The following is an 18,964-nucleotide window of genomic DNA, read 5'->3' as shown; positions in this document are numbered from 1 at the left end:
TTGCATGATTACGTACTTCGTGATGGTCCGTCGTGCCCGGCTCCGGGCAGGCGAGGGGTGCCTGGGGATGGCATCCGCTCGATAGTCGTTGGGCCCAACGGGTTGTGGACGCGGCCGGGGTCAGACCCGGTGAGCTCGTCCTCGATGTCGGGGCCGGCCTCGGTGCGCTGACCGCACCGCTGGTCCGGGCCGGTGCCCGCGTGGTCGCCGTCGAACTCCATCCTGGTCGTGCCGATCGGTTGCGGAAGCGGTTCGCCGATGCGCCGGTGACGGTGGTTCGTGCCGATGCCGGTGATCTCCGGTTGCCGTCGCGGCCGTTCCGGGTGGTGTCGAGTCCGCCGTACAACATCTCTACGTTGCTGCTGAAGCGGTTGCTGGCGCCGGGGTCTCGGTTGGTGTCGGCGGATCTTGTGCTTCAGCGGCAGGTGGCGAATCGGTGGGTTCGTGGCGAGGCGCCGGGGGCGAACCGGTGGTTCCGCTACTACGACCCGTCGATCGGGCTTCGCCTTCCCCGCAAGGCTTTTACCCCACCTCCACATGTCGACTCAGCAGTGCTCCTACTACGCAAACGCTAAAAGAAGCCCCGCCCCCTCGCTTCGCTCGGGGGCGGGGAGGTGATGAAGCAGCCCGCGGGTGGTGTGTCTCCAGGTTGGGGGCGGCGGGTGGTTAGCCGTGCCAGGAGGTCCAGAGGGCGGCGTAGGAGCCTTGGCGGGCTACTAGTTCGTCGTGGCTGCCTAGTTCGGTTATTTGGCCGTCTTCTACTACCGCTACTCGGTCGGCGTCGTGGGCCGTGTAGAGGCGGTGGGCGATGGCTATGACTGTGCGGCCTTCCAACACGGCTGCCAGCGAGCGCTCCATGTGGCGGGCGGCGCGCGGGTCGATCAGCGACGTTGCCTCGTCGAGGACCAACGTGTGCGGATCGGCCAGGACCAGTCGGGCAAGTGCCAGCTGCTGTGCCTGCGCAGGTGTCAGCGCCAGCTGACCGGAACCCACTCGAGTGTCCAAGCCATCCGGCAGCCCCTCAGCCCACTCCCGGGCGTCGACTGCCGCCAACGCCTCCAGCAGCTCCGAGTCGGACGCCGACGGACGCGCCATCGACAGGTTGTCTCGCAGGGTGCCGACGAAGACGTGGTGTTCCTGCGTGACGAGCGCGACCTGCTTGCGTAGCTCATCCAGCGGCAGCTCTGTCATACCCACGCCGCCGACCGTCACCGAACCGGTCCGTGGCGGGTGGATGCCTGCGACCAACCGCCCCAGCGTCGACTTGCCGGCGCCGGACGGACCCACCATCGCGATCCGCTCACCCGGCTGGACGGTCAGGTCCACGCCGTGCAGTACATCGCGACCCTCGACGTACGAGAACCGCACGTCTCGCGCCTCGACCAACTCCGACGACGGCTCCTTCCCCGACGGCGTCCGGTCATCCGGTACGTCGCTGATGCCCAGCAGGCGCGCGAACGCCGCACCACCGGACTGGAGCTCGTCCAGCCACGAGAGCAACCGGTCGACAGGATCGATCAGCTGGTTCACGTACAGCACGGCAGCTGTCACCGCACCGAGCGAGACATGACCGTTCAGGTGCAGCCAGCCACCGAACAGCAACGTGCCCACGACCGGCACCAGGTAGCCCAACTCGGCGACCGGGAAGTACACCGTCCGCAGGAACAACGTGTACCGCTCGGCCAGATACGACCCGCGGATGTCCACGTCGCCGCGTCGCACGCGATCGTCGTACCGCCGCAAGGCCTCGACGGTCCGCGCTCCCTCGACCGTCTCCGCGAGCGAGCTCGTCATCTGGGCGTACGCCGCGTTCTCCCGCAGGTAACCGTCCTTCGCGCGACGCAGGTACCACTTCGTGCTCAGCCACAGCATCGGGACCATCGCGACCAGCGGCACCAGCACCCAGACCCCGACCAGCACGGTCGCGATCGCCGTGAAGATCACGGTGACGAACGCGATGATCGTCTCCGGTACGGCGAACCGCACCGTCCGCGACAACGTGTCGACGTCCCGCGACGTCCGCGACAGCAGGTCGCCGGTGCCGGCCCGCTCGACCGTGCCGATCGGCAGCGCCAGCGCGTTGTCGACGAATTCCTCACGCAGCTCGGCCAGCACCTGCTCGCCCAGCGCGAACGAGCGGTACCGCGCCCAGCGGGTCAGCAGCGACTGCGCGACGATGAAGACCGCGATCACCACGATCACCTCGTTGACCTTCGCGGCGGTCGTGCCGTGCTGCACGTCCTCCACCAGGTCACCGATCAGCCGCGGAGCCGCCAGCCCCGACACCGCAGCCAGTACGTGCAGCAGCAGCGCGATCAGCAGATTGCGCGGGTGTCGCCGGACCAGCCGGCGGGCGTGCTGCCGAATCTCGGTCGGCCCGGCAACGGGCAGGATCTGCCTCATCGGAGGGCCTCCTCTTCTTCGGTCTGGCGGGTGACGGTGCGGCGGTAGTGCGGCTCGGTCTCGAGCAGGTCGCGGTGCTTGCCGGTGGCAACCACTCGGCCGGCGGCGACGAAGATCACCTCGTCGACGCGGTCGAGCAGGAGCGGACTCGCGGTCAGTACGACGGTGCTCCGGCCGGCTCGGTGGTCGCGCAGCCGGTCCGCGATCCGCGCCTCGGTGTGCGCGTCGACGGCGGACGTCGGCTCGACCAGCACCAGCACCGACGGGTCCGCGAGCAGCGCCCGCACGAGCACCAGCCGCTGACGCTGTCCACCGGAGAACGAGCGGCCCTTCTCCTCGACCTCGGAATCGAGCCCGTCCGGCAGCGCGACCAGCACGTCCTCGGCGGACGCCGTACGCAGGGCAGCCATCAGTTCGTCATCGGTACGGCGGCCGTCCGGGTCGAGCTCGGTCCGCAGTACGCCGGTGAACATCTGGGCGCCGGTGTCGCTCACCAGGATCCGCTCCCGGACATCCGCCCGGGTCGCGCTGGCCAGGGTCACGCCGCCGTACCTGACCTCGCTCGACTCGTCGTAGCGCCCCAGGCGGTCCGCGAGCTCGGCGTAGCTGTCCGACTCGGCGGAGACGACTGCGGTGAGCAGTCCGTCACGCGCACGCACGCCGGAGACCGGATCGACCAGGTCGCCGTGGTCAGGCAGTTGCAGCGGCGCTGCGGGATCGGTGATGTCGGGCTCCAGCTTCAGCACCCGGATCACCCGGCCGGCCGCGACCAGTCCGCGCATCAGCTGGTTGGCGAAGTCGGTCGCCGTCCGCAGCGGCAGCACCAGGAAGGTCGCGTATCCGTAGAAGGCCACCAGCGACCCCGCGCTCAGGTTGCCACGCAGCGCGAAGTGCGCACCCAGGCCGACCACGAGCACGACGAAGATCCCGGGCAGCAGCACCTGGGCCGCGTCCAGCATCGACTGGATGCCGGCGACGCGCACACCCGCCTTCCGCACCACCTGCGACTCACTCCGGTATCGCCGGGAGAACGACTCCTCACCGCCGATACCGCGCAGCACCCGCAGCCCGGCCACGATGTCCGAACCCAGCGAGTTCAGCTCGCCGACTGCCTCACGCTGCGCGGACTGGCGACGGTGCAGTGGCCGCAGCATCGGCCCGAGGCAGAAGAGCATGATCGGTACGCCGATGAGCACCACCAGGCCGAGCGTCGTCGAGGACGAGAGCAGGATCGCAGCGACCACGACGAACGCGACGATGGCGCCGGCGAACCGGGCCGAGACCTCCATCAGGTTCCCGATGTAGGCGAGGTCGCCGGCGCCGACGCTGACGACTTCGCCGGTTGCCAGATGCTTGGGCAGCGTCGCCCCGAGGTGGGCCGACTTCCGCGTCACCACCTGGACCGTCCGGTACGCCGCCATCAGCCAGTTGGTGACCGCGAACCGGTGCCGCATGATGCCGGCCAGCGCCTGCACCACGCCGACCGCGAACAGCAGCGCGGTCCATTGCAGCAGCCGCTCGCCGTCCTTCGCCGCGATGCCCTCGTCGATCGCCCGCCCGAGGATCGCCGGGATGAAGGCCTGTGCTCCCATCCACACGATGCCGAAGGCCATCCCACCTGCGAGCGTGCGGGCCTGCCCGCCGGCGACCCACCACAGATAGCGGGCCGGCGAACGATGATTCGGGATGCCTGGGTCGGCGAGCGGAAGTTGTCTCATGGCCCCCTCAGGCTAGGTGCCGCCTCCGACAGTCGCATGCGAATTACTCGCACCTGTGGATCCCTCCGAATCCGGCTGATGGTGACGGTCGGTAGAGCTTCACCTTGCGTTGGGCAACGGGTTCCCGGTGGGCAATGTCCGGCCCCTGTCCTGGATCCATGTTGGTGATCGCGCATCGGGGAGCGAGTGGCTACCGCCCGGAACACACGCCGGCGGCCTATCGGCTGGCCGCGGCGCAGGGGGCCGACTACCTGGAGCCGGACCTGGTCGCGACGCTCGACGGTGTGCTGGTCTGCCGGCACGAGAACGAGATCTCGAGTACGACCGACGTCGCCGAGCACCCGGTCTTCGCCGACCGGAAGATCACCAAGATCATTGACGGGACAGCCGTCACCGGCTGGTTCGTCGAGGACTTCACGCTGGCCGAACTGCGCACGCTGCGAGCGCGGGAACGGATGCCCGCGCTCCGGGCGAACAACACGGCGTACGACGGGCTGGAAGCGATCCCCACTTTCGACGAGGTGGTCGACCTGGCGCGGCGGGAGTCCGCACGGCTCGGTCATCCGATCGGGGTGATCCCCGAGATCAAGCACCCGGCGTACTTCCGGCGGCTCGGACTGCCGCTGGAGGAGCTGCTGACGGAGCGGATCCTGGCGCTCGGACTGCGCGAGGACGAGATCATGGTGCAGTCGTTCGAGCCCACGAGCCTGCGACGGCTGTCGGTGATGACACGGGTGCCGCTGGTGCAGCTGATCGACTCGGAGAGTGCGCCGAACGACTTCCTGCGGACTGGTGACGGCCGCACGTACGCCGACCTGATCGAACCGGCCGGGCTACGGGAGATCGCGACGTACGCTCAGGTGCTGGCGCCGCACAAGGACCTGGTGATCCCACGTACTGCGCAGGGATGTCTCGGGGAGCCGACCCGTCTCGTCGAACAGGCCCACCGCATCGGTCTGGCTGTACAGGTCTGGACGTTCCGGGCGGAGCGTCGCTTCCTGCCTACTGCCACCGACTACCCGACAGAGTTGAAGCGATTCGCCGCTCTGGGCCTGCAGGGTCTCTTCGCCGACCACCCGGACCAGGCGCTGGCTGCACTGCGCAGTCCGGCTCTGAAGGTTTAGACAGTCGACGGCGGGGTGACCGCCGTTGCGGTCACCCCGCCCGAGTGACTGGGGCTGCGCCCGCTGCGGGCGCAGGCGGTGTCACGCCGCCGGGGGCTTGTTGTTGGTGGTGGTGTCGTCGTAGATACGGGAGGCGATGTCGTTCTCGGTCGAGTCCTGGTGCTGGTTCTGGTTGACCGACTGCTGAACGTTCTGCCACACGGCCTTGCCGTCGGACTCCGGGATCACGATCCACGCCACCGCGTAGCCGATCATCGCGGCGCCGCCGGTGATGAGGGTGAGCCCGACCCAGCCGAGGCGGACCAGGGTCACGTCGACGTTGAGGTACTCGGCGATGCCGCCGGAGACGCCGGAGAGCATCCGCTGGTTCGAGGAGCGACGGAGGACCTTGCCGGACAGGTTCTGGAACGGTGCGTTGGAGTTCGTCATGGCTCCACTGTCCCGTTTCCGCGCCGTTCACGGCATCCGGATCGGTACCGACCGACCCCTGATCCACCCCTGACGACTTTCGTGACAAGACGCTTCCCCAGCGTCGAGACCTAAGGGATGGAGCCCAGTACCGGTGCGACCCGAGGCCGCGGCGTGCTGGCGTCGGCCGCCGCCGCGATCACCGCGCTGGCGGTCATCGGCGTCACCAACGCGCTGAGCTCCAACGGCAGCGGGACACTGATCACCACCCCTGAGCCGCCCCCGGAGCCGGTGGCGATGCGCGTGAGACAGTCACGCTGACGGTGATCAAGTAGAGGGAACCTCCGGCGGCCATCACCCTGTCTGTACGGGTGAGGAGGGAAATGGACGACTTCAGCGAGTACGTCACCGCGCGCTGGCCCACGCTGGTCCGTGCGGCGGTTCTGCTCGGCTGTAGTCCGCCGGAAGCCGAAGACCTCGTCCAGACCGCGCTGGAGCGCTGCCTGGTCAAGTGGAACCGAGTGCGTGCTGCGGACGACCGCGACGCGTACGTGCACCGGGTGCTGATCAACTGCTTCCGCTCCTCCAGACGGCGCCGCTGGCACGGGGAACGGCCGTCAGCGGTGCTACCCGAGTACGCCGACGTCGATCCGACCGCCGGCATCGACGAAACGGACGCGGTGATGCGAGCACTCGACGGACTGCCCGACGACCAACGCACAGCCGTCGTACTGCGGTACTACGCGCACCTCAACGAACAACAGATGGCCTCTGTCCTCGGCGTCGCCGCCGGCACAGTCAAGAGCCGCCTGTCCCGCGCGGTGAAGGCCCTCGCCCAGGACCCCCACCTGTCAGAACTGCGAGACCCCCGATGAACCTCACAGACCTCCTGGAACACACCGCCGACCAAACCCCGGTCGGCCCACCCCCACTGGACTCCCTGTACGCCGGCGCCTCCCGCCGCCGACACCGCCGTACTGCGGGACTGGTAGCTGCTGTTGCTGTGGCGGCCGTGATCGGTGCATCGACCCTGCTGACCTCACGCGGACCAACCGCCCCCGTGACATCACCAACCCCTGCGCCCGCACCGCCTGCGATGAGAATGGTCGGATTCGGCCACGCCACAATCACCGTCCCCGCAGACTGGCCGACGAACAGAAGCCAATGCGGTACGCCGAAGCAGGACACCGTCTTGATCGACGACCCGAGCGCAGGGCTCTTCTGCGGGGCGTTCCGTCCCGCAGAGGTCGAGAGTGTGGAGCTGTACTACGGCAGGCCGCGGGCCGAGTTCCGTGCCGACGAGACGTTCGAGATCGGGGGAGTGCGTGCCGAGCGGCAGCGGACGACCTGCTCGATCTCCAACTACCCGAAGGCCAACACAACGACCTGTGGCGGCACAGTCAGCATCCCGTCGCTCAAGGTGTGGTTCCGCGCCGAGTCGTCCACGAGTGCTGCGGAGGTCGACCGCATGCTTTCCCGGATCGCGATCGTGCCGGACCGCACCGGCGTGCCGAGCTTCCAGGCGCTCCGGGTCGATCTCAACGGGCCGAAGGGAACGGCGTACGCCGGCGTGCTCCGGCAGCTGGGGCTGAAGACCCAGTTCCACACGGTCAAGTCGCCCAGCTATCCCGCTGGGCTCGTGCTGAAGGTGTCACCGGCTCCGGGGACGATGCTGAAGCCGGGTGCGATCGTGACAGTGACCGTCACAGGCTGACGAAACTGTCGGTGGGGGTGCCTAGCGTTGGGGCATGGATGCGCAGGCGGTGGTGAAGGTGATGGCGGGGTTGCCAGGCGCCGAGGAACACGAGGGATGGGCGGGGCAGCCGGTCTTCAAGGTTCGGAACAAGAGCTTTGCGTACATGTCCGAGGACCAGAGCCGCCTCCACCTGAAGGCGCTCCGCGAGGAGCAGGAGGCGCTGGTTGCCGAGGATCCTGAGGTCTACGCACCGTCCTGGGACGGCGGTCGCTTCGCCTGGGTGCTGATCCAGCTGGAGCTTGCCGACGAGGAGGAGCTCGGGGAGCTGATCACCGAAGCGTGGCGCCTCACCGCCCCGAAGTACCTCATTGCACAGCTGACCTGACCAGGACCCATTGCGCGCTGGTGCGGCTGATCTCGGTGAAGCCGGCGCTCAGGTAGACCGACAGCGGGCCGCGGTACAGGTCGGCGGACGAGATCCGGCCTGTTGTGGCGGTGTCGACGGCACACGCCTCGACGGTGGCTGCGCCGTACGAGCGGGCCAGGTCCACAGCGCCGTGCACCAGCTCCGCCGCGACGCCCTGGCGACGGTGGCCGACCGGTACGACGAAGCAGGTGATCACCCAGGCGTCCGGGTGGTCCGTGCGCCAGTTCGGAGACGCGAGGACACGCGGGTACGCCGTACGTGGGCCGACCGCACACCAGCCGATCGGCGTACTCCCGTCGTACGCGAGGACGCCGGGTGGCTGCTCGGCGGTGCGGACCTGCTGTTTGAGGCCTTCGCGGTTGGCGGCCGGGCTGCTGTCCGACCATGCCTTGCCGCGGAGGCGGAAGTACTGGCAGAAGCAGCGGGACGGGTCGCCGCGCTCACCCATCACGGCAGCCACGTCGGGCCAGGTGTCCGGACCGGCCGGGCGCAGGTTCAGCATGGGCTCACCGTAGCGTGACCGTGACCGGATGCGTCCGGTCCGGGACCGGGACGAGCCTGTTGCCGGACAGCGCCGTACTGCCAGATTGTGACCATGTCGAACGAACCTCAAGCAGTGCTGCTCGATGACGCCGAAACCAGCCCGGTCGCGCCGGGCATCGTCCGCCGCGCTCTGCCGTCCAGCGGGCAGGTGATGGTCCGCGCCTTCGACCTCGAGGCGGGGATCGCCTGGCCGGAGGTCGACGTCCACGACCGGGACGAGTTGATCTACGTCGCGTCGGGCGAGCTGCTCGACCACGGCCGGTCGTACCCGGCGGGCACCTACCTCTACTACCAGGCCGGCAGCCAGCACCAGCCGCGGACCGAGACCGGCGTACGGATCATCGTCTTCGGCCCGGCGGAGGCGCCGGTCACCGCGTGAGCAGGAGTGGTCTGGCTTGCACTCGTTTGGGTCGAGTGCTAATACTTGGTTAGCACTCCAAGGGCGAGAGTGATAAGTGCTCGTGCCCCGGGAGTGTGCAAGAAGACGGCCTCGATGAGGTGCCGGAGCGTGGCGGGACATGAGCGTCGCGGGTCGGTGCCGTCCGTCGCGGGCATCCGGGCCGGCTGGACCACAAAGACTCGACGCGGGAGGACTCGCGGAGAATGCCCAAGCTGATTGCTTTCGATGAAGAGGCGCGCCGCGGCCTCGAGCGGGGTATGAACACCCTCGCCGACGCCGTGAAGGTGACGCTCGGCCCGAAGGGCCGCAACGTCGTGCTGGAGAAGAAGTGGGGCGCCCCCACGATCACCAACGACGGTGTCTCCATCGCCAAGGAGATCGAGCTCGAGGACCCGTACGAGAAGATCGGGGCCGAGCTCGTCAAGGAAGTTGCCAAGAAGACCGACGATGTTGCCGGTGACGGCACCACCACGGCCACCGTGCTGGCTCAGGCTCTCGTCCGCGAGGGTCTGCGCAACGTCGCGGCCGGCGCCAACCCGATGGGCCTGAAGAAGGGCATCGAGAAGGCGACCGAGGCCGTCAGCGAGCAGCTGCTGTCGCTCGCGAAGCCGGTCGAGACCCGCGAGCAGATCGCGGCGACCGCGTCCATCTCGGCCGCGGACACCCAGGTCGGCTCGATCATCGCCGAGGCGATGGACAAGGTCGGCAAGGAAGGCGTCATCACCGTCGAGGAGAGCAACACCTTCGGCCTCGAGCTCGAGCTCACCGAGGGTATGCGCTTCGACAAGGGCTACATCTCGCCGTACTTCGTGACCGACACCGACCGGATGGAAGCGGTTCTCGACGACCCGTACATCCTGATCGTCAACAGCAAGATCTCGAGCATCAAGGACCTCGTCCCGGTGCTGGAGAAGGTCATGCAGACCGGCAAGCCGCTGGCCATCATCGCCGAGGACATCGAGGGCGAGGCGCTGGCGACCCTGGTCGTCAACAAGATCAAGGGCACCTTCAAGGCCGTCGCTGTCAAGGCGCCGGGCTTCGGTGACCGCCGCAAGGCCATGCTGGTCGACATCGCCGTCCTCACCGGCGGCGAGGTGATCTCCGAGGAGGTCGGTCTCAAGCTGGACTCGGTCGACCTGGAGCTGCTCGGCCAGGCCCGCAAGATCGTCGTCACCAAGGACGAGACGACCATCGTCGAGGGCGAGGGCGACGCGGACCAGATCGGCGGCCGGGTCAACCAGATCCGCGCCGAGATCGAGAAGTCGGACTCCGACTACGACCGCGAGAAGCTGCAGGAGCGGCTGGCCAAGCTGGCCGGTGGCGTTGCGGTGATCAAGGTCGGCGCGGCCACCGAGGTCGAGCTGAAGGAGCGCAAGCACCGCATCGAGGACGCCGTTCGCAACGCGAAGGCGGCCGTCGAGGAGGGCATCGTCGCCGGTGGTGGCGTGGCTCTGCTGCAGGCGTCGGTGATCGCGTTCGAGAAGCTGGACCTCGACGGTGACGAGGCCACCGGTGCCGCCATCGTGCGGTCCGCGGTCGAGGCACCGTTGAAGCAGATCGCCGTGAACGCCGGCCTCGAGGGCGGCGTCGTCGTGGAGAAGGTTCGCAACCTCGAGCCGGGCTGGGGCCTCAACGCCGCAACCGGTGAGTACGTCGACCTGATCAAGACCGGCATCATCGACCCGGCCAAGGTGACGCGCTCCGCGCTGCAGAACGCAGCGTCGATCGCGGCCCTGTTCCTCACCACCGAGGCCGTCATCGCCGACAAGCCGGAGAAGGCAGCAGCCGCTCCGGGCGGCGCGCCCGACATGGGCGGCATGGACTTCTGACCCGAAGTCCGACAGCACACAGCACCAAAAGCGGTCCCGGGCAAAAGCCCGGGACCGCTTGCTGTTTGTGTCCGGTAAGTATTCGCAGGCCGTCACGGCCTCTCGTCCTGGCCCGTTCGCCCGACGACGGCCGCACGCCGACTCCCGTCCACTGGCCGACGACCCCACCTGGTCGCAGTCCGCTCGCTGGGTGGAGGTGTGCGTGGAGGCGATCCGCTGGCCGCCGGAGGCGGCCAATAGGTCTGTAGCCGCGAAGCGGTGTCGTTTAGGTGCCGGAGATTAGGTGGCGGGCCAAGACGGGGGAGAAGGTGCGGACTGGGAGGGTGGGGGTTAGGCCGCAGGGGCCGTCGGATTCGCCGGGGGTGCGGAGCCAGAGGTGTAGGTCTATGGGGGACGTGGCGACAGCGGGGGGAGTGCCCAGTTTGCGGGCGGGCGGGTTGCAGGAGCTGCCGTCGGAGCCGTTGCCGTTGCGGCTGGTGTCGACGATGAAGTGGGAGCCGCCGCCGAGCGCCTGCAGGATGTCTGTGCCACGGCTGACCGACTGTGAGGTCGTGAAGTAGTTCGCCGTGTTCAACGCGAACCCACGCACCTTCCCGACATCCGCGAGCCGCAGCCGCCGCGCCATCTCCTTCGCGTCGCCGGACCCGAGGTTCCCCGCGTCGAGATACACCCACGTATTCGGGTTCTTCACCGCGAGGACCCCCACGGCGTACTTCAGCATCCCGATCCGCCCGTCCCACTCGGAAGGCGGGAAGCAGTCGAGTCGCGCCAGCGCGTCTGGCTCGAGCACCACGACAGCCGGCCGTACGCCGATCCCGTCCGACAAGCCCCCGATCCAAGCCCGGTACGCCGCCTCAGTCGCCGCCCCGCCACCGACACCGCACGGTCCACCGGGCAGGTTGTCGGCAACGAGCATCGGCAACTTGTCGGCCCGATCCGCGGCCATCGTGTACTTCGTGGCAGCCGCCTTCACGTCTCCGCTCCACGTGCCGAACCACCGCGCCGACGCCTGCCCGGCGATCTTCGCCGCGAGCTCGGTGTCCTCCGGATGCCGTCGTACGTACGCCGCCGCGCCCGACTCGGGGTCGACGTAGAACCCGTTGGTCAGCTTCAGCGGATCGCCGGTCGCTTCGGCCAGCCCGGTTTCGGGCCGGCCGAAGACGAGCAGCGCGGCGGACAGCAACAGGCCGGCAGCTACCAACCGGCCTGGACGGTGCAGGCGGCCCGGTCGCGAAATCGGCATCGGTGAGGCGTCCTTCCATCCATGAAGTGATCACTCAACGTGCCGAAGACACTACTCTCAGAGGTTCAGTGGTTCTCGTCGACCTCGCAGAACGAGGCGTAGTGGTCGCCGGTGTAGTAGAGGTGCTCGGGGTCGGTCGTCGCGCCGCCGCCGATCAGCCGGCGGGCGCCGCGGTCGGACGAGCCGGGCGTCTTCACGGTGTACTCGTGGTAGTAGCTGCTCGACTCGTCGGGGAGGATGCCCTCCCGGTTCTGGAAGACGGTGCCGTCCTGGCGGTACGGGAACGGTCCGCCGGAGTGGATCAGGTCGAGCGTGTCGGCTGCCTGCGACGGCAGCGAGCTCAGCGCACACGTGTCGATCGCGGCGGGCACGACGAAGTGCGTGGAGGTCGGGGCGGTGGTTGGGGCGGCGTAGGCCGTGGAGCCGAAGGCGGCGGTGGTCGCCAGGACCACGGCGGCGATGAGGGTTCTCATGCTTGGCACGCTTCCCCGGCAAACAAACGTTCGTACATCCCAGGTGTGAATAACAGGTGGACTATGACCCCGCCGGCACCCTAGAGTCTGGCCCGGCGAGACCAGCCCAGGAGTGGAAGGAGCGACCGATGAGAACACCGACTTGTTTCCCGGCGCATCCGATCCGCTCCCACAGCTCGCACTGAGCGGATCCGCGCCTCCTGCTGGAGGATCTGTGACGATTCGCAACACCGTCGAGGCCGACCTCGACACCATCCTTGCTCTGATCGAGCAGCAGAAGTCCGTCAACACCGTCACCCGTGAGCGGTACGTCGAGTATGTTGCCGACGGCTACTACCGGGACGACTGGACCTGGGTCGTCGAGGAGGACGGCGCGATCCGCGCCCTCGCGATCTGGTGGGGCGGCCCGGGCGAGGCCCTGCCGTTCAGCATCGACGGTCTGTACTACGTGGGCGACGGCGACCCGGTTCCAGCGTGGACCGAACTGATCAAGCATGCCCTCGCGTCGAGGCCGGCCGATGCCGAGCAGCCGGAGTACCACTTCTTCCTGGCCAGCGACTGGCAGGAGCAGCCTGACGTCGTCGCCGGCCTCGAGCCGCGGGCGCAGGCGGCTGCGGCGGCCGGACTCACCGCGATCACCGACCGGCTGCGGTACGAGTGGAGGCCGGAGTACGGGCTGCCGCCGCGCTCCACCCGGCTGCGGTTCGAACCGGCCGACGACGAAGCGTTCGTCGACGTGTTCATGCAGGTCAGCCAGGGCAGTCTGGATGCCGCTACGGCGCGGGAGATCGCCCGGGTCGGCGTCGAGGCCGCGGCCCGCGAGGAGCTCGACCTGTACAAGTCGATGCCGAACAGCGACCGGGCCTGGTGGCGGCTCGGGTACGACGAGAACGGCAAGCTGATCGGCTTCGCGATCCCGTCCGCGAACGCAAGTGGACCGACGGTCGGGTATCTCGGCGTTCTGCCCGAGAATCGTGGCCATCGGTTCATCGACGACCTGCTCGCCGAGATCACCCACATGCACGCCGAGCTTGGCGCCGAGCACATCAGGGCCGACACGGACTTCGGCAATGTGCCGATGGCGAAGTCCTTTGAACGCATGGGATATCGGAACTTCGCAGTCCGTCGGGTGCTCTCCTTCCCGGAGAGCTGAACTCGTGCCGCCGAAGTAGAGACGAGCGACGACCCCGCGTCCTATGCTCCCTGACATGTCAGGGAGCTCCGGGGGGAGCGGGGGTAGTCGCTGCGATGCGTGACATCGCGTTGATCCTGCATGTCGCGGCAGGGATCCTCGCCGTGCTGTTCGGCCCGCTGGCGATCGTGCTGACGTTGCGTCGCCGCGGGCTGAACTGGGCCGGCGAGGTGTACCACTGGACGATCGCGGGGGTCTGTCTGACCGCACTGGTGATGGTGCCGTACGACTGGGGCCGGCTCTGGTACTTCTGGCCGATCACGATCGCGTCGTACCTGTTCGTCTACCTCGGCCAGCGCTCCGCCGAGGCCCCCGGCGGCCTCTGGTACCGCGGCGTCCTGCGCGGGTACGGCGGGGGCTGGGTCGCGCTCTGGACCGCCATCGCGATCGTCAGCCTCCCGCACCACCCGTGGGCCTGGGCGATCCCGATCGTCGTCGGCTCGACGGTGATCGAATGGCTTTGCTTCAACCCGTCCTCGAGTTGGACCCAGGAAGTCCAGCCGGGCGCGACCGCTTAGGCGTTCGCGCGTACGGCGCGATCCTGTGCGTCCGCGATCATCGCGCGCCGCTGCTGCAGCCGCTCCACCTGGAACCGATCCGGGTTCGCGTCGTAGACGGTCCGGCCGAGCTCGGACCGGATCTGGTCCGCGGACACCTCGGTCGCACCCGGCACGACGAACTTCAGCACCTCGTCGAGGGCCGCGAGCGCGGTCTCGAACGCTGCCCGCGCTGCCCCCTGCGAGTCCGGGCTCGTCGCGAACGACAGCGCCTGATCCGTCGCGGCGTCGCTCACCCAGAGGAACTCGCCGGGATCGATGATGCTCGACGCCTCGGCCCCACCGAATCCGTCGCCCGCCGGGACGCCGGCCAACTCGAACCGGCGCTCGCGACCGCAGCCCGGGCACGTGCCGGCATAGACCACGGCCGACTGCCCGTCGTGTTCCTCGACCGCGAACTCGGGGTCGAACGGGCTCGTCGTACCGCAGTCGCAGGGCTGCAGATCGACGTACAGCCTGGCTTCCTGGAGCGACCGCGCGGCTAACACGGATGCGAGTTTACGTCGCGGGCGGTTCTGAACCAGCCGACGCGTAGGCTGCCCGCGGAATCACGGTCGGAGGAGGTCGAGTCGGCTGGACAGGAACGAGCGCGGGGCGCCGGATGCGGCACGGGTCCGGGCACGAGCCCAGGCGTTGTGGCCGGAGGTGGTGAACGGGCTCCGGCTCGCCGGCCCGCTGGCCGATCCGCAGCACCACCGTGACGCGGACGGCGGCCGCGAGTACTTCGCCTCGGCCGACGAAACCGGTCGCCGGATCATGGTCCGGATCGACGCCGTCGCACTGGGACGCGGCCGGCAGGTCCGGGTACACGTCAACACCAGCACGGACAACCACGTCGTACATCTGTCCGACCAGCTCGCCGACGACGAGATCGGACCGTTGCTCTCGGCATCGGCCGCCGAACTGGTCGCGGTACGACGTCGCGCCGAGCTCGATCTGCCGCCGGTGCGGACGCAGCTGCTCGATCCGGCCCGGACCGAGGATCGCGGCGATCCGCGGGCGGCTGTCTTCGCCGACAACGACCTGATCCGGATCGCGGCGCTGGACTGGCAGGCCCGGCAGGGCGCGGACATGTCGCTGGAACCGGTACGGCGAGCTGCCGCGCGAGCTGCGTTCTCGGCCGGGGTCGACGACTGCGGGCTGCGCGTACGGACCGGTGGATCGGCCGAGGAGGACGCGAGCGCGTACCGCAGGCTGGCCGTCGAACCGTTGCTGAGTACTCCGGGAGCGCGTTGGTTGGCCGAGCTCGGCCGCCCGATCGAGGAACTGCCGGCGGCCGACCAGAACTCGCTGCGACTGCATCGCGCGGCCGTTGCTTCTCATGCCCGGAACGTCGTTGCGCCGCGGCCGCAGGTGACCGAGCGGGATGATCTCCAGCAACTCGTCCGGGCCGCACAGAGCGAGCGCGAACGACTGAGTGCACTGACGATGCAGTCCCTGCGCGCCGGGACGTCCCCGCGGGTCAGGCTGATGATCGGCGGCGGTGCCGCGCTCACCGCGCGACCCGAGGCGACCGTGCTCGTCGACGATCGGCAGCGCTGGCACGTCGATCCGCTCCGCGCGCTGGTGCAGTCGACCGACCAGATGCGCCACCTGCACGAAAGCGGTCTCGGCGACCCGTATGAGTTCGCACGGCCGCGTGAGCGCTTCCCGCTGGCGGCTCTGCACTACATGGAGGACAGCGCCGCGGTCCGCGGGCCGGTGGTGAACGGGCGGGTGCAGCTGAGTGTCGGGCCGTCAGGGCGGCTGATGGGTGAGATCAGGCCGTCCGACGGCACCGCTGCCGTGCGGGTCGAGGTCGACGGCGCGCCGCTGATCGCCACCGGTCTACCGGCCGAACGCGTCCCGGGAGTCTCCCGGACCGTCCCGACCGTACCCGCCGCACTCGACGTGATCAGTGGTCATCTCGGGACGATCGGATCGAGTCGTGCGATACAGCTGCGCGACGGGCTCGCGCAGCTGTACCCGGTCGCCGAAGATCCAGGTACGGCGGAACTCGTGGTCGACACCCTGCGCCGGGAGGGACGGCTCGACGCGCAGCCCGAACTGGCCGAGGCGGTCCGGACGCTGATCGCCACGGCGGACTGGGATCGCGCCCGGCGACAGGCACCGGGCCGCGCGGTTTTCGGAGACGAGGTCAGCAACGGCAGCTGCTATCCGCAGGCTGCCCAGCGGTGGCTGATCGCGGGACGTGGCGGTTCGGGGTTCGCCAGTGCCGCGATCATCCTCGAGGGCAATCCGGATGCGAACGTCGTGATGGTCGGGGGCGCGACGCCGATGGTGCTGCAGAACACCGCGCTCTACGCGCCGTTCCTGGAGGAGCACGACCGCGCTGTGAACCCGTCCGCCTCCGGACGACTCGTCACCGTGCCCGGCGCCCGACTGGGGGGAATCGCCACGGCGACAGGTGCCGACGGGCGGACGGCGTTCCGGATGCTCGATGCCCGTGGTCAGGAGTTGCGCGGATCCGACGGCCGGACGCTGGAAGGTGACGGGTATGTCGCCTGCACCGGGCGTCCGCGCCGGATGCCACGGGCCCTGGAGCCGCTCGCCCGGTGGGCCGAGGCCACGAAGGGCGCGATGCTGATGAACGCCGACCGGCAGTACCTCGGGTACCAGCTCACGTTCGCGAACGGCGAGGTCCGGCACCGGGCGCAGGTCATCGGTGCGGCGTCCCGGGTGCTGCCGGAGGTATTCACCCCGGCACATGTCCGGCAGCTCGTCGAGATCGACCTGCAGGAGGCGCCGCCGGAGAGCGGCAACGTGGCGGTCGGATTCATGAGCACGGCGATCCAGGGGTCGCAGATCGCCGACCACCGGGACCGCGTGGCGAAGATCGTCCAGGCGGAACCGGCGGATGCGCCGCGTCACTCCACGGCGCGATCCCGGAACAGCAGTTCCCTCACCCGCTGACCGGGTGAGGGAACTGCTCAGGCCTGACCGGCTTGTTCCTCCGGGGTGGCTTTGCGGACCACGAGGCGGGTCCAGGCGCCGACGTAGATGCGGTCGTCGGGGTTCAGCTCCTGGCGCTGGCCCGGGATGATCGGGTCCTCCGGGAGCGGGCCGGCGGCGGAGGCGACGTACGTGCCGTTGGAGGACTGGAGGTCCTCGACCCACCAGCGCTGCCCGTCGGTGGTGAGCTGGGCCTGGCGGCGGCTGACGCCGGTGTCGTCGCCGCAGTCGATCTCCGGGTTGATGTTCCGGCTACGGGACGGACGGCCGATCAGCAGGCTCTTCTCCGTCAACGGGATCACCGTCGGCAGCCCGGGCGACGGACACGGGTCGTCGCTCTGCTGTACGGCGTACCAGTCGGGGTCGACCCAGCGCTCGACAACCCACTCCGCGACTGCCGCGGGCGGTGCCGGCGGTGTCGGGCCGGACGAGGACAGATCCAGCGCCGACGCGGCTCGCGGCATGGTGCCGGTGGTGAAGTCGTAGCCGCAGTTCTCGCAGAACAACGCGTCGGTGGACGCCGGTTCCTGACAGTTGGGGCAGGTCTGACCGGCCGGTGCTGGTGCAGGCGTCGCAGCCGGACCAGGGGCTGCGACAGCGGGTGCCGGTACGGCGGCTGCCGCCGGAGTGGCGGCGGCGCCGATCGGTAGGCCGCAGACGTCGCAGTAGTCGGTCGAGGTGGACGGGTGCCCACTCGGACAGTTGACGGTCATTTCTTCACCCGGGTGGTCTTGGTGGAGGCCGTGTCGAGAGCCATCTCGTCGGCCTTCTCCACGGTCCGCTTCAGCCGCACCGTACCCGTTTCCTGGTCGTCGATGTCGACAACCTTGCGCAGCCGCGTGGTCGCCTCCTCGTTGCCGGTCGCGGCCGCGAGCTGCACAGCCCGCCCGAGCTTGGTGGTCGCGGTCGCCGTGTCGCCGGCAGCCTTGGCGGCCAGACCGTCCTGGATCGCCTGCGCCAGCTCGGTCTGTCCGGTGTAGTGCGCAACCTCCGGGCTGATCCGGGTGGTCAAAGCCTCATCGGCCGACCACAGCGCCTTGACCAGACCCTGTGCGACGGTCTGATCGCCGATCACCAGCTGCACACGGGCAGCGAGCTGCTCCTGCCCGATCGCCTTGGCAGCGAGCCGGATCGCCACGTGGTAGTCGCGGGACTCGTCGCCCCAGGAGCCGGTCGGGTACGACCCAGTGAGCGGGTTGATCGCCGTACGACGGGACGTCAGGTCCTCGACGGTCGGCGCGACCTGCCGTACGAACAGCACCTCGGCGCCCTGCGGCGCCCACACCCGCAGGTCGGCCTGCGCGACGCCGCGGCTCATCGCGTTCTGGATCAGCTTGGAGAACTCGGCGGCGAGCTGGTCCGGCGCAGGGATGATGTCGACGGTCCCGAGCAGCGCCTGCGCGATCCGCCGTACTTCGTCCACCTGCCAGGCCACGCCGACGCCGCGGGTGTCGCACTGGAACTGCCCGGTGACCGACTCGATCGCCTGGGTCAGTGCCTCCGGCGTCTCGTGCTGGTTCTCGCCGTCGGTCAGCAGGATCGCGTGCTTCTGGGACAGCGACGGCACGGTCGCGAAGACCCGCGAGGCCAGCCGCAGCCAGGTGCCCATCGCAGTACCGCCGTCGGCGTAGAAGCGGGACACCGCGTCCTTGGCCGCCTGCCGGGTGTACGGGTCCATCCGGACCATCACCGGCTCCGAGGACGGCGGGAAGGCGAGCTGGGCCCGGTCGTTGCCGGAGATCACCGCGAACCAGACCCCGTCGAGGATCTGGTCGAGCGCTGTCTGTGCGGCGTACGCCGCGGCCTGCACGCCGTCGCGTCCCATCGAGCCGGAGGTGTCGACGATGATGATCTCGCCCGCGTCGCCGCTACCGGACTGCCCGGCCGCGCCGGCACCGGTGCAGTTCACCGTGACGATCGCGTGTACGTCGGTCCCGCCGTCAGGCAGGAACTCGTTCTGGTAGACGCTGGCGGTGAAGTCGGCCATCTCGGGTCCCTC

20 protein-coding genes are annotated in these 18,964 nt (G+C 69.1%); 11 read left to right on the top strand and 9 right to left on the bottom strand.

The genetic code is table 11. The features are described from left to right. The first annotated feature begins 32 nt into the window (after positions 1-32). Positions 33-575, top strand: a complete 543-nt coding sequence (locus OHA10_RS05150; RefSeq protein WP_371405035.1) for an rRNA adenine N(6)-methyltransferase family protein — start codon at positions 33-35, stop codon at positions 573-575. Positions 576-666: 91 nt separating this feature from the next. On the opposite strand, the gene OHA10_RS05145 is transcribed toward OHA10_RS05150, so the two are convergent. Together OHA10_RS05145 and OHA10_RS05140 are read right to left on the bottom strand one after the other, a co-directional pair. Further along, positions 667-2,403: an ABC transporter ATP-binding protein gene (locus OHA10_RS05145; RefSeq protein ID WP_371405034.1), complete on the bottom strand. Its 1,737-nt coding sequence runs from the start codon at positions 2,401-2,403 to the stop codon at positions 667-669. Further along, positions 2,400-4,121 (bottom strand): ABC transporter ATP-binding protein, encoded by a 1,722-nt coding sequence (locus OHA10_RS05140; protein WP_371405033.1) that lies wholly within the window; start codon positions 4,119-4,121, stop codon positions 2,400-2,402. Before OHA10_RS05140 ends, OHA10_RS05145 begins: the two co-directional genes overlap by 4 nt. 158 nt (positions 4,122-4,279) lie before the next feature. Between OHA10_RS05140 and OHA10_RS05135 the strand changes: the two genes are divergently transcribed. After that, the gene (locus tag OHA10_RS05135; protein ID WP_371405032.1) at positions 4,280-5,245 is read left to right on the top strand and encodes a glycerophosphodiester phosphodiesterase; all 966 of its coding nucleotides are present in this window, start codon (positions 4,280-4,282) and stop codon (positions 5,243-5,245) included. Between the two features lie 81 nt (positions 5,246-5,326). Here OHA10_RS05135 and OHA10_RS05130 read toward each other — a convergent pair whose 3' ends face one another. Further along, the gene (locus OHA10_RS05130; protein WP_363864623.1) at positions 5,327-5,674 is read right to left on the bottom strand and encodes a PspC domain-containing protein; all 348 of its coding nucleotides are present in this window, start codon (positions 5,672-5,674) and stop codon (positions 5,327-5,329) included. 117 nt (positions 5,675-5,791) lie between these two features. Here OHA10_RS05130 and OHA10_RS05125 point away from each other — a divergent pair, with 117 nt between their 5' ends. The 4 genes from OHA10_RS05125 (at position 5,792) to OHA10_RS05110 (ending at position 7,734) form a co-directional block, all read left to right on the top strand. Next, positions 5,792-5,974, top strand: coding sequence for a hypothetical protein (locus tag OHA10_RS05125; protein WP_371405031.1), 183 nt, complete (start codon positions 5,792-5,794; stop codon positions 5,972-5,974). A 62-nt stretch (positions 5,975-6,036) separates the two neighbouring features. Further along, positions 6,037-6,528 (top strand): SigE family RNA polymerase sigma factor, encoded by a 492-nt coding sequence (locus OHA10_RS05120; RefSeq protein WP_371405030.1) that lies wholly within the window; start codon positions 6,037-6,039, stop codon positions 6,526-6,528. Positions 6,529-6,749: 221 nt separating this feature from the next. Beyond that, a complete protein-coding gene (locus OHA10_RS05115) occupies positions 6,750-7,367 on the top strand; it encodes a PASTA domain-containing protein (RefSeq protein ID WP_371405029.1) in 618 nt (205 codons plus the stop codon). A gap of 34 nt (positions 7,368-7,401) precedes the next feature. Beyond that, positions 7,402-7,734, top strand: a complete 333-nt coding sequence (locus OHA10_RS05110; protein ID WP_137258769.1) for an MmcQ/YjbR family DNA-binding protein — start codon at positions 7,402-7,404, stop codon at positions 7,732-7,734. Here OHA10_RS05110 and OHA10_RS05105 read toward each other — a convergent pair. Next, positions 7,715-8,278, bottom strand: a complete 564-nt coding sequence (locus tag OHA10_RS05105) for a GNAT family N-acetyltransferase (RefSeq protein ID WP_371405028.1) — start codon at positions 8,276-8,278, stop codon at positions 7,715-7,717. The genes OHA10_RS05110 and OHA10_RS05105 overlap by 20 nt on opposite strands. A gap of 93 nt (positions 8,279-8,371) precedes the next feature. On the opposite strand from OHA10_RS05105, the gene OHA10_RS05100 reads away from it, so the two are divergent. Together OHA10_RS05100 and groL are read left to right on the top strand one after the other, a co-directional pair. Continuing rightward, positions 8,372-8,698, top strand: a complete 327-nt coding sequence (locus OHA10_RS05100) for a cupin domain-containing protein (RefSeq protein WP_371405027.1) — start codon at positions 8,372-8,374, stop codon at positions 8,696-8,698. A gap of 224 nt (positions 8,699-8,922) precedes the next feature. Next, a complete protein-coding gene (gene groL / locus OHA10_RS05095) occupies positions 8,923-10,548 on the top strand; it encodes a chaperonin GroEL (RefSeq protein WP_371405026.1) in 1,626 nt (541 codons plus the stop codon). A gap of 265 nt (positions 10,549-10,813) precedes the next feature. Here the strand turns inward: groL and OHA10_RS05090 are convergent, their stop codons facing one another. Continuing rightward, positions 10,814-11,791, bottom strand: a complete 978-nt coding sequence (locus OHA10_RS05090) for a glycoside hydrolase family 6 protein (protein WP_371405025.1) — start codon at positions 11,789-11,791, stop codon at positions 10,814-10,816. Between the two features lie 65 nt (positions 11,792-11,856). After that, positions 11,857-12,264 carry a ribonuclease domain-containing protein gene (locus OHA10_RS05085; RefSeq protein WP_371405024.1) on the bottom strand — a complete coding sequence of 136 codons (408 nt, stop codon included), beginning with the start codon at positions 12,262-12,264 and terminating at the stop codon, positions 11,857-11,859. A gap of 214 nt (positions 12,265-12,478) precedes the next feature. Between OHA10_RS05085 and OHA10_RS05080 the strand changes: the two genes are divergently transcribed. Both OHA10_RS05080 and OHA10_RS05075 read left to right on the top strand, forming a co-directional pair. Then, on the top strand, positions 12,479-13,417 hold the full coding sequence (locus OHA10_RS05080) for a GNAT family N-acetyltransferase (RefSeq protein ID WP_371405023.1): 939 nt from the start codon (positions 12,479-12,481) through the stop codon (positions 13,415-13,417). Between the two features lie 95 nt (positions 13,418-13,512). Beyond that, positions 13,513-13,974 (top strand): hypothetical protein, encoded by a 462-nt coding sequence (locus OHA10_RS05075; RefSeq protein WP_371405022.1) that lies wholly within the window; start codon positions 13,513-13,515, stop codon positions 13,972-13,974. Here OHA10_RS05075 and OHA10_RS05070 read toward each other — a convergent pair. Then, positions 13,971-14,501 (bottom strand): hypothetical protein, encoded by a 531-nt coding sequence (locus OHA10_RS05070; protein ID WP_371405021.1) that lies wholly within the window; start codon positions 14,499-14,501, stop codon positions 13,971-13,973. The two genes, OHA10_RS05075 and OHA10_RS05070, sit on opposite strands and share 4 nt — an antisense overlap. A 160-nt stretch (positions 14,502-14,661) precedes the next feature. Between OHA10_RS05070 and OHA10_RS05065 the strand changes: the two genes are divergently transcribed. Next, positions 14,662-16,926: a hypothetical protein gene (locus OHA10_RS05065; protein ID WP_371405020.1), complete on the top strand. Its 2,265-nt coding sequence runs from the start codon at positions 14,662-14,664 to the stop codon at positions 16,924-16,926. Between the two features lie 17 nt (positions 16,927-16,943). On the opposite strand, the gene OHA10_RS05060 is transcribed toward OHA10_RS05065, so the two are convergent. Both OHA10_RS05060 and OHA10_RS05055 read right to left on the bottom strand, forming a co-directional pair. Continuing rightward, on the bottom strand, positions 16,944-17,678 hold the full coding sequence (locus tag OHA10_RS05060; RefSeq protein ID WP_371405019.1) for an FHA domain-containing protein: 735 nt from the start codon (positions 17,676-17,678) through the stop codon (positions 16,944-16,946). Then, positions 17,675-18,952, bottom strand: coding sequence for a VWA domain-containing protein (locus tag OHA10_RS05055; protein ID WP_363864600.1), 1,278 nt, complete (start codon positions 18,950-18,952; stop codon positions 17,675-17,677). The genes OHA10_RS05060 and OHA10_RS05055 overlap by 4 nt, the downstream gene beginning before the upstream one ends. Positions 18,953-18,964: the final 12 nt, after the last annotated feature.

The organism is Kribbella sp. NBC_00662, from assembly GCF_041430295.1.
Taxonomy (GTDB): Bacteria; Actinomycetota; Actinomycetes; order Propionibacteriales; family Kribbellaceae; genus Kribbella.
The sequence above is the reverse complement of the archived record's forward strand: the minus strand, read 5'-3'. Positions and strand labels throughout refer to the sequence as shown.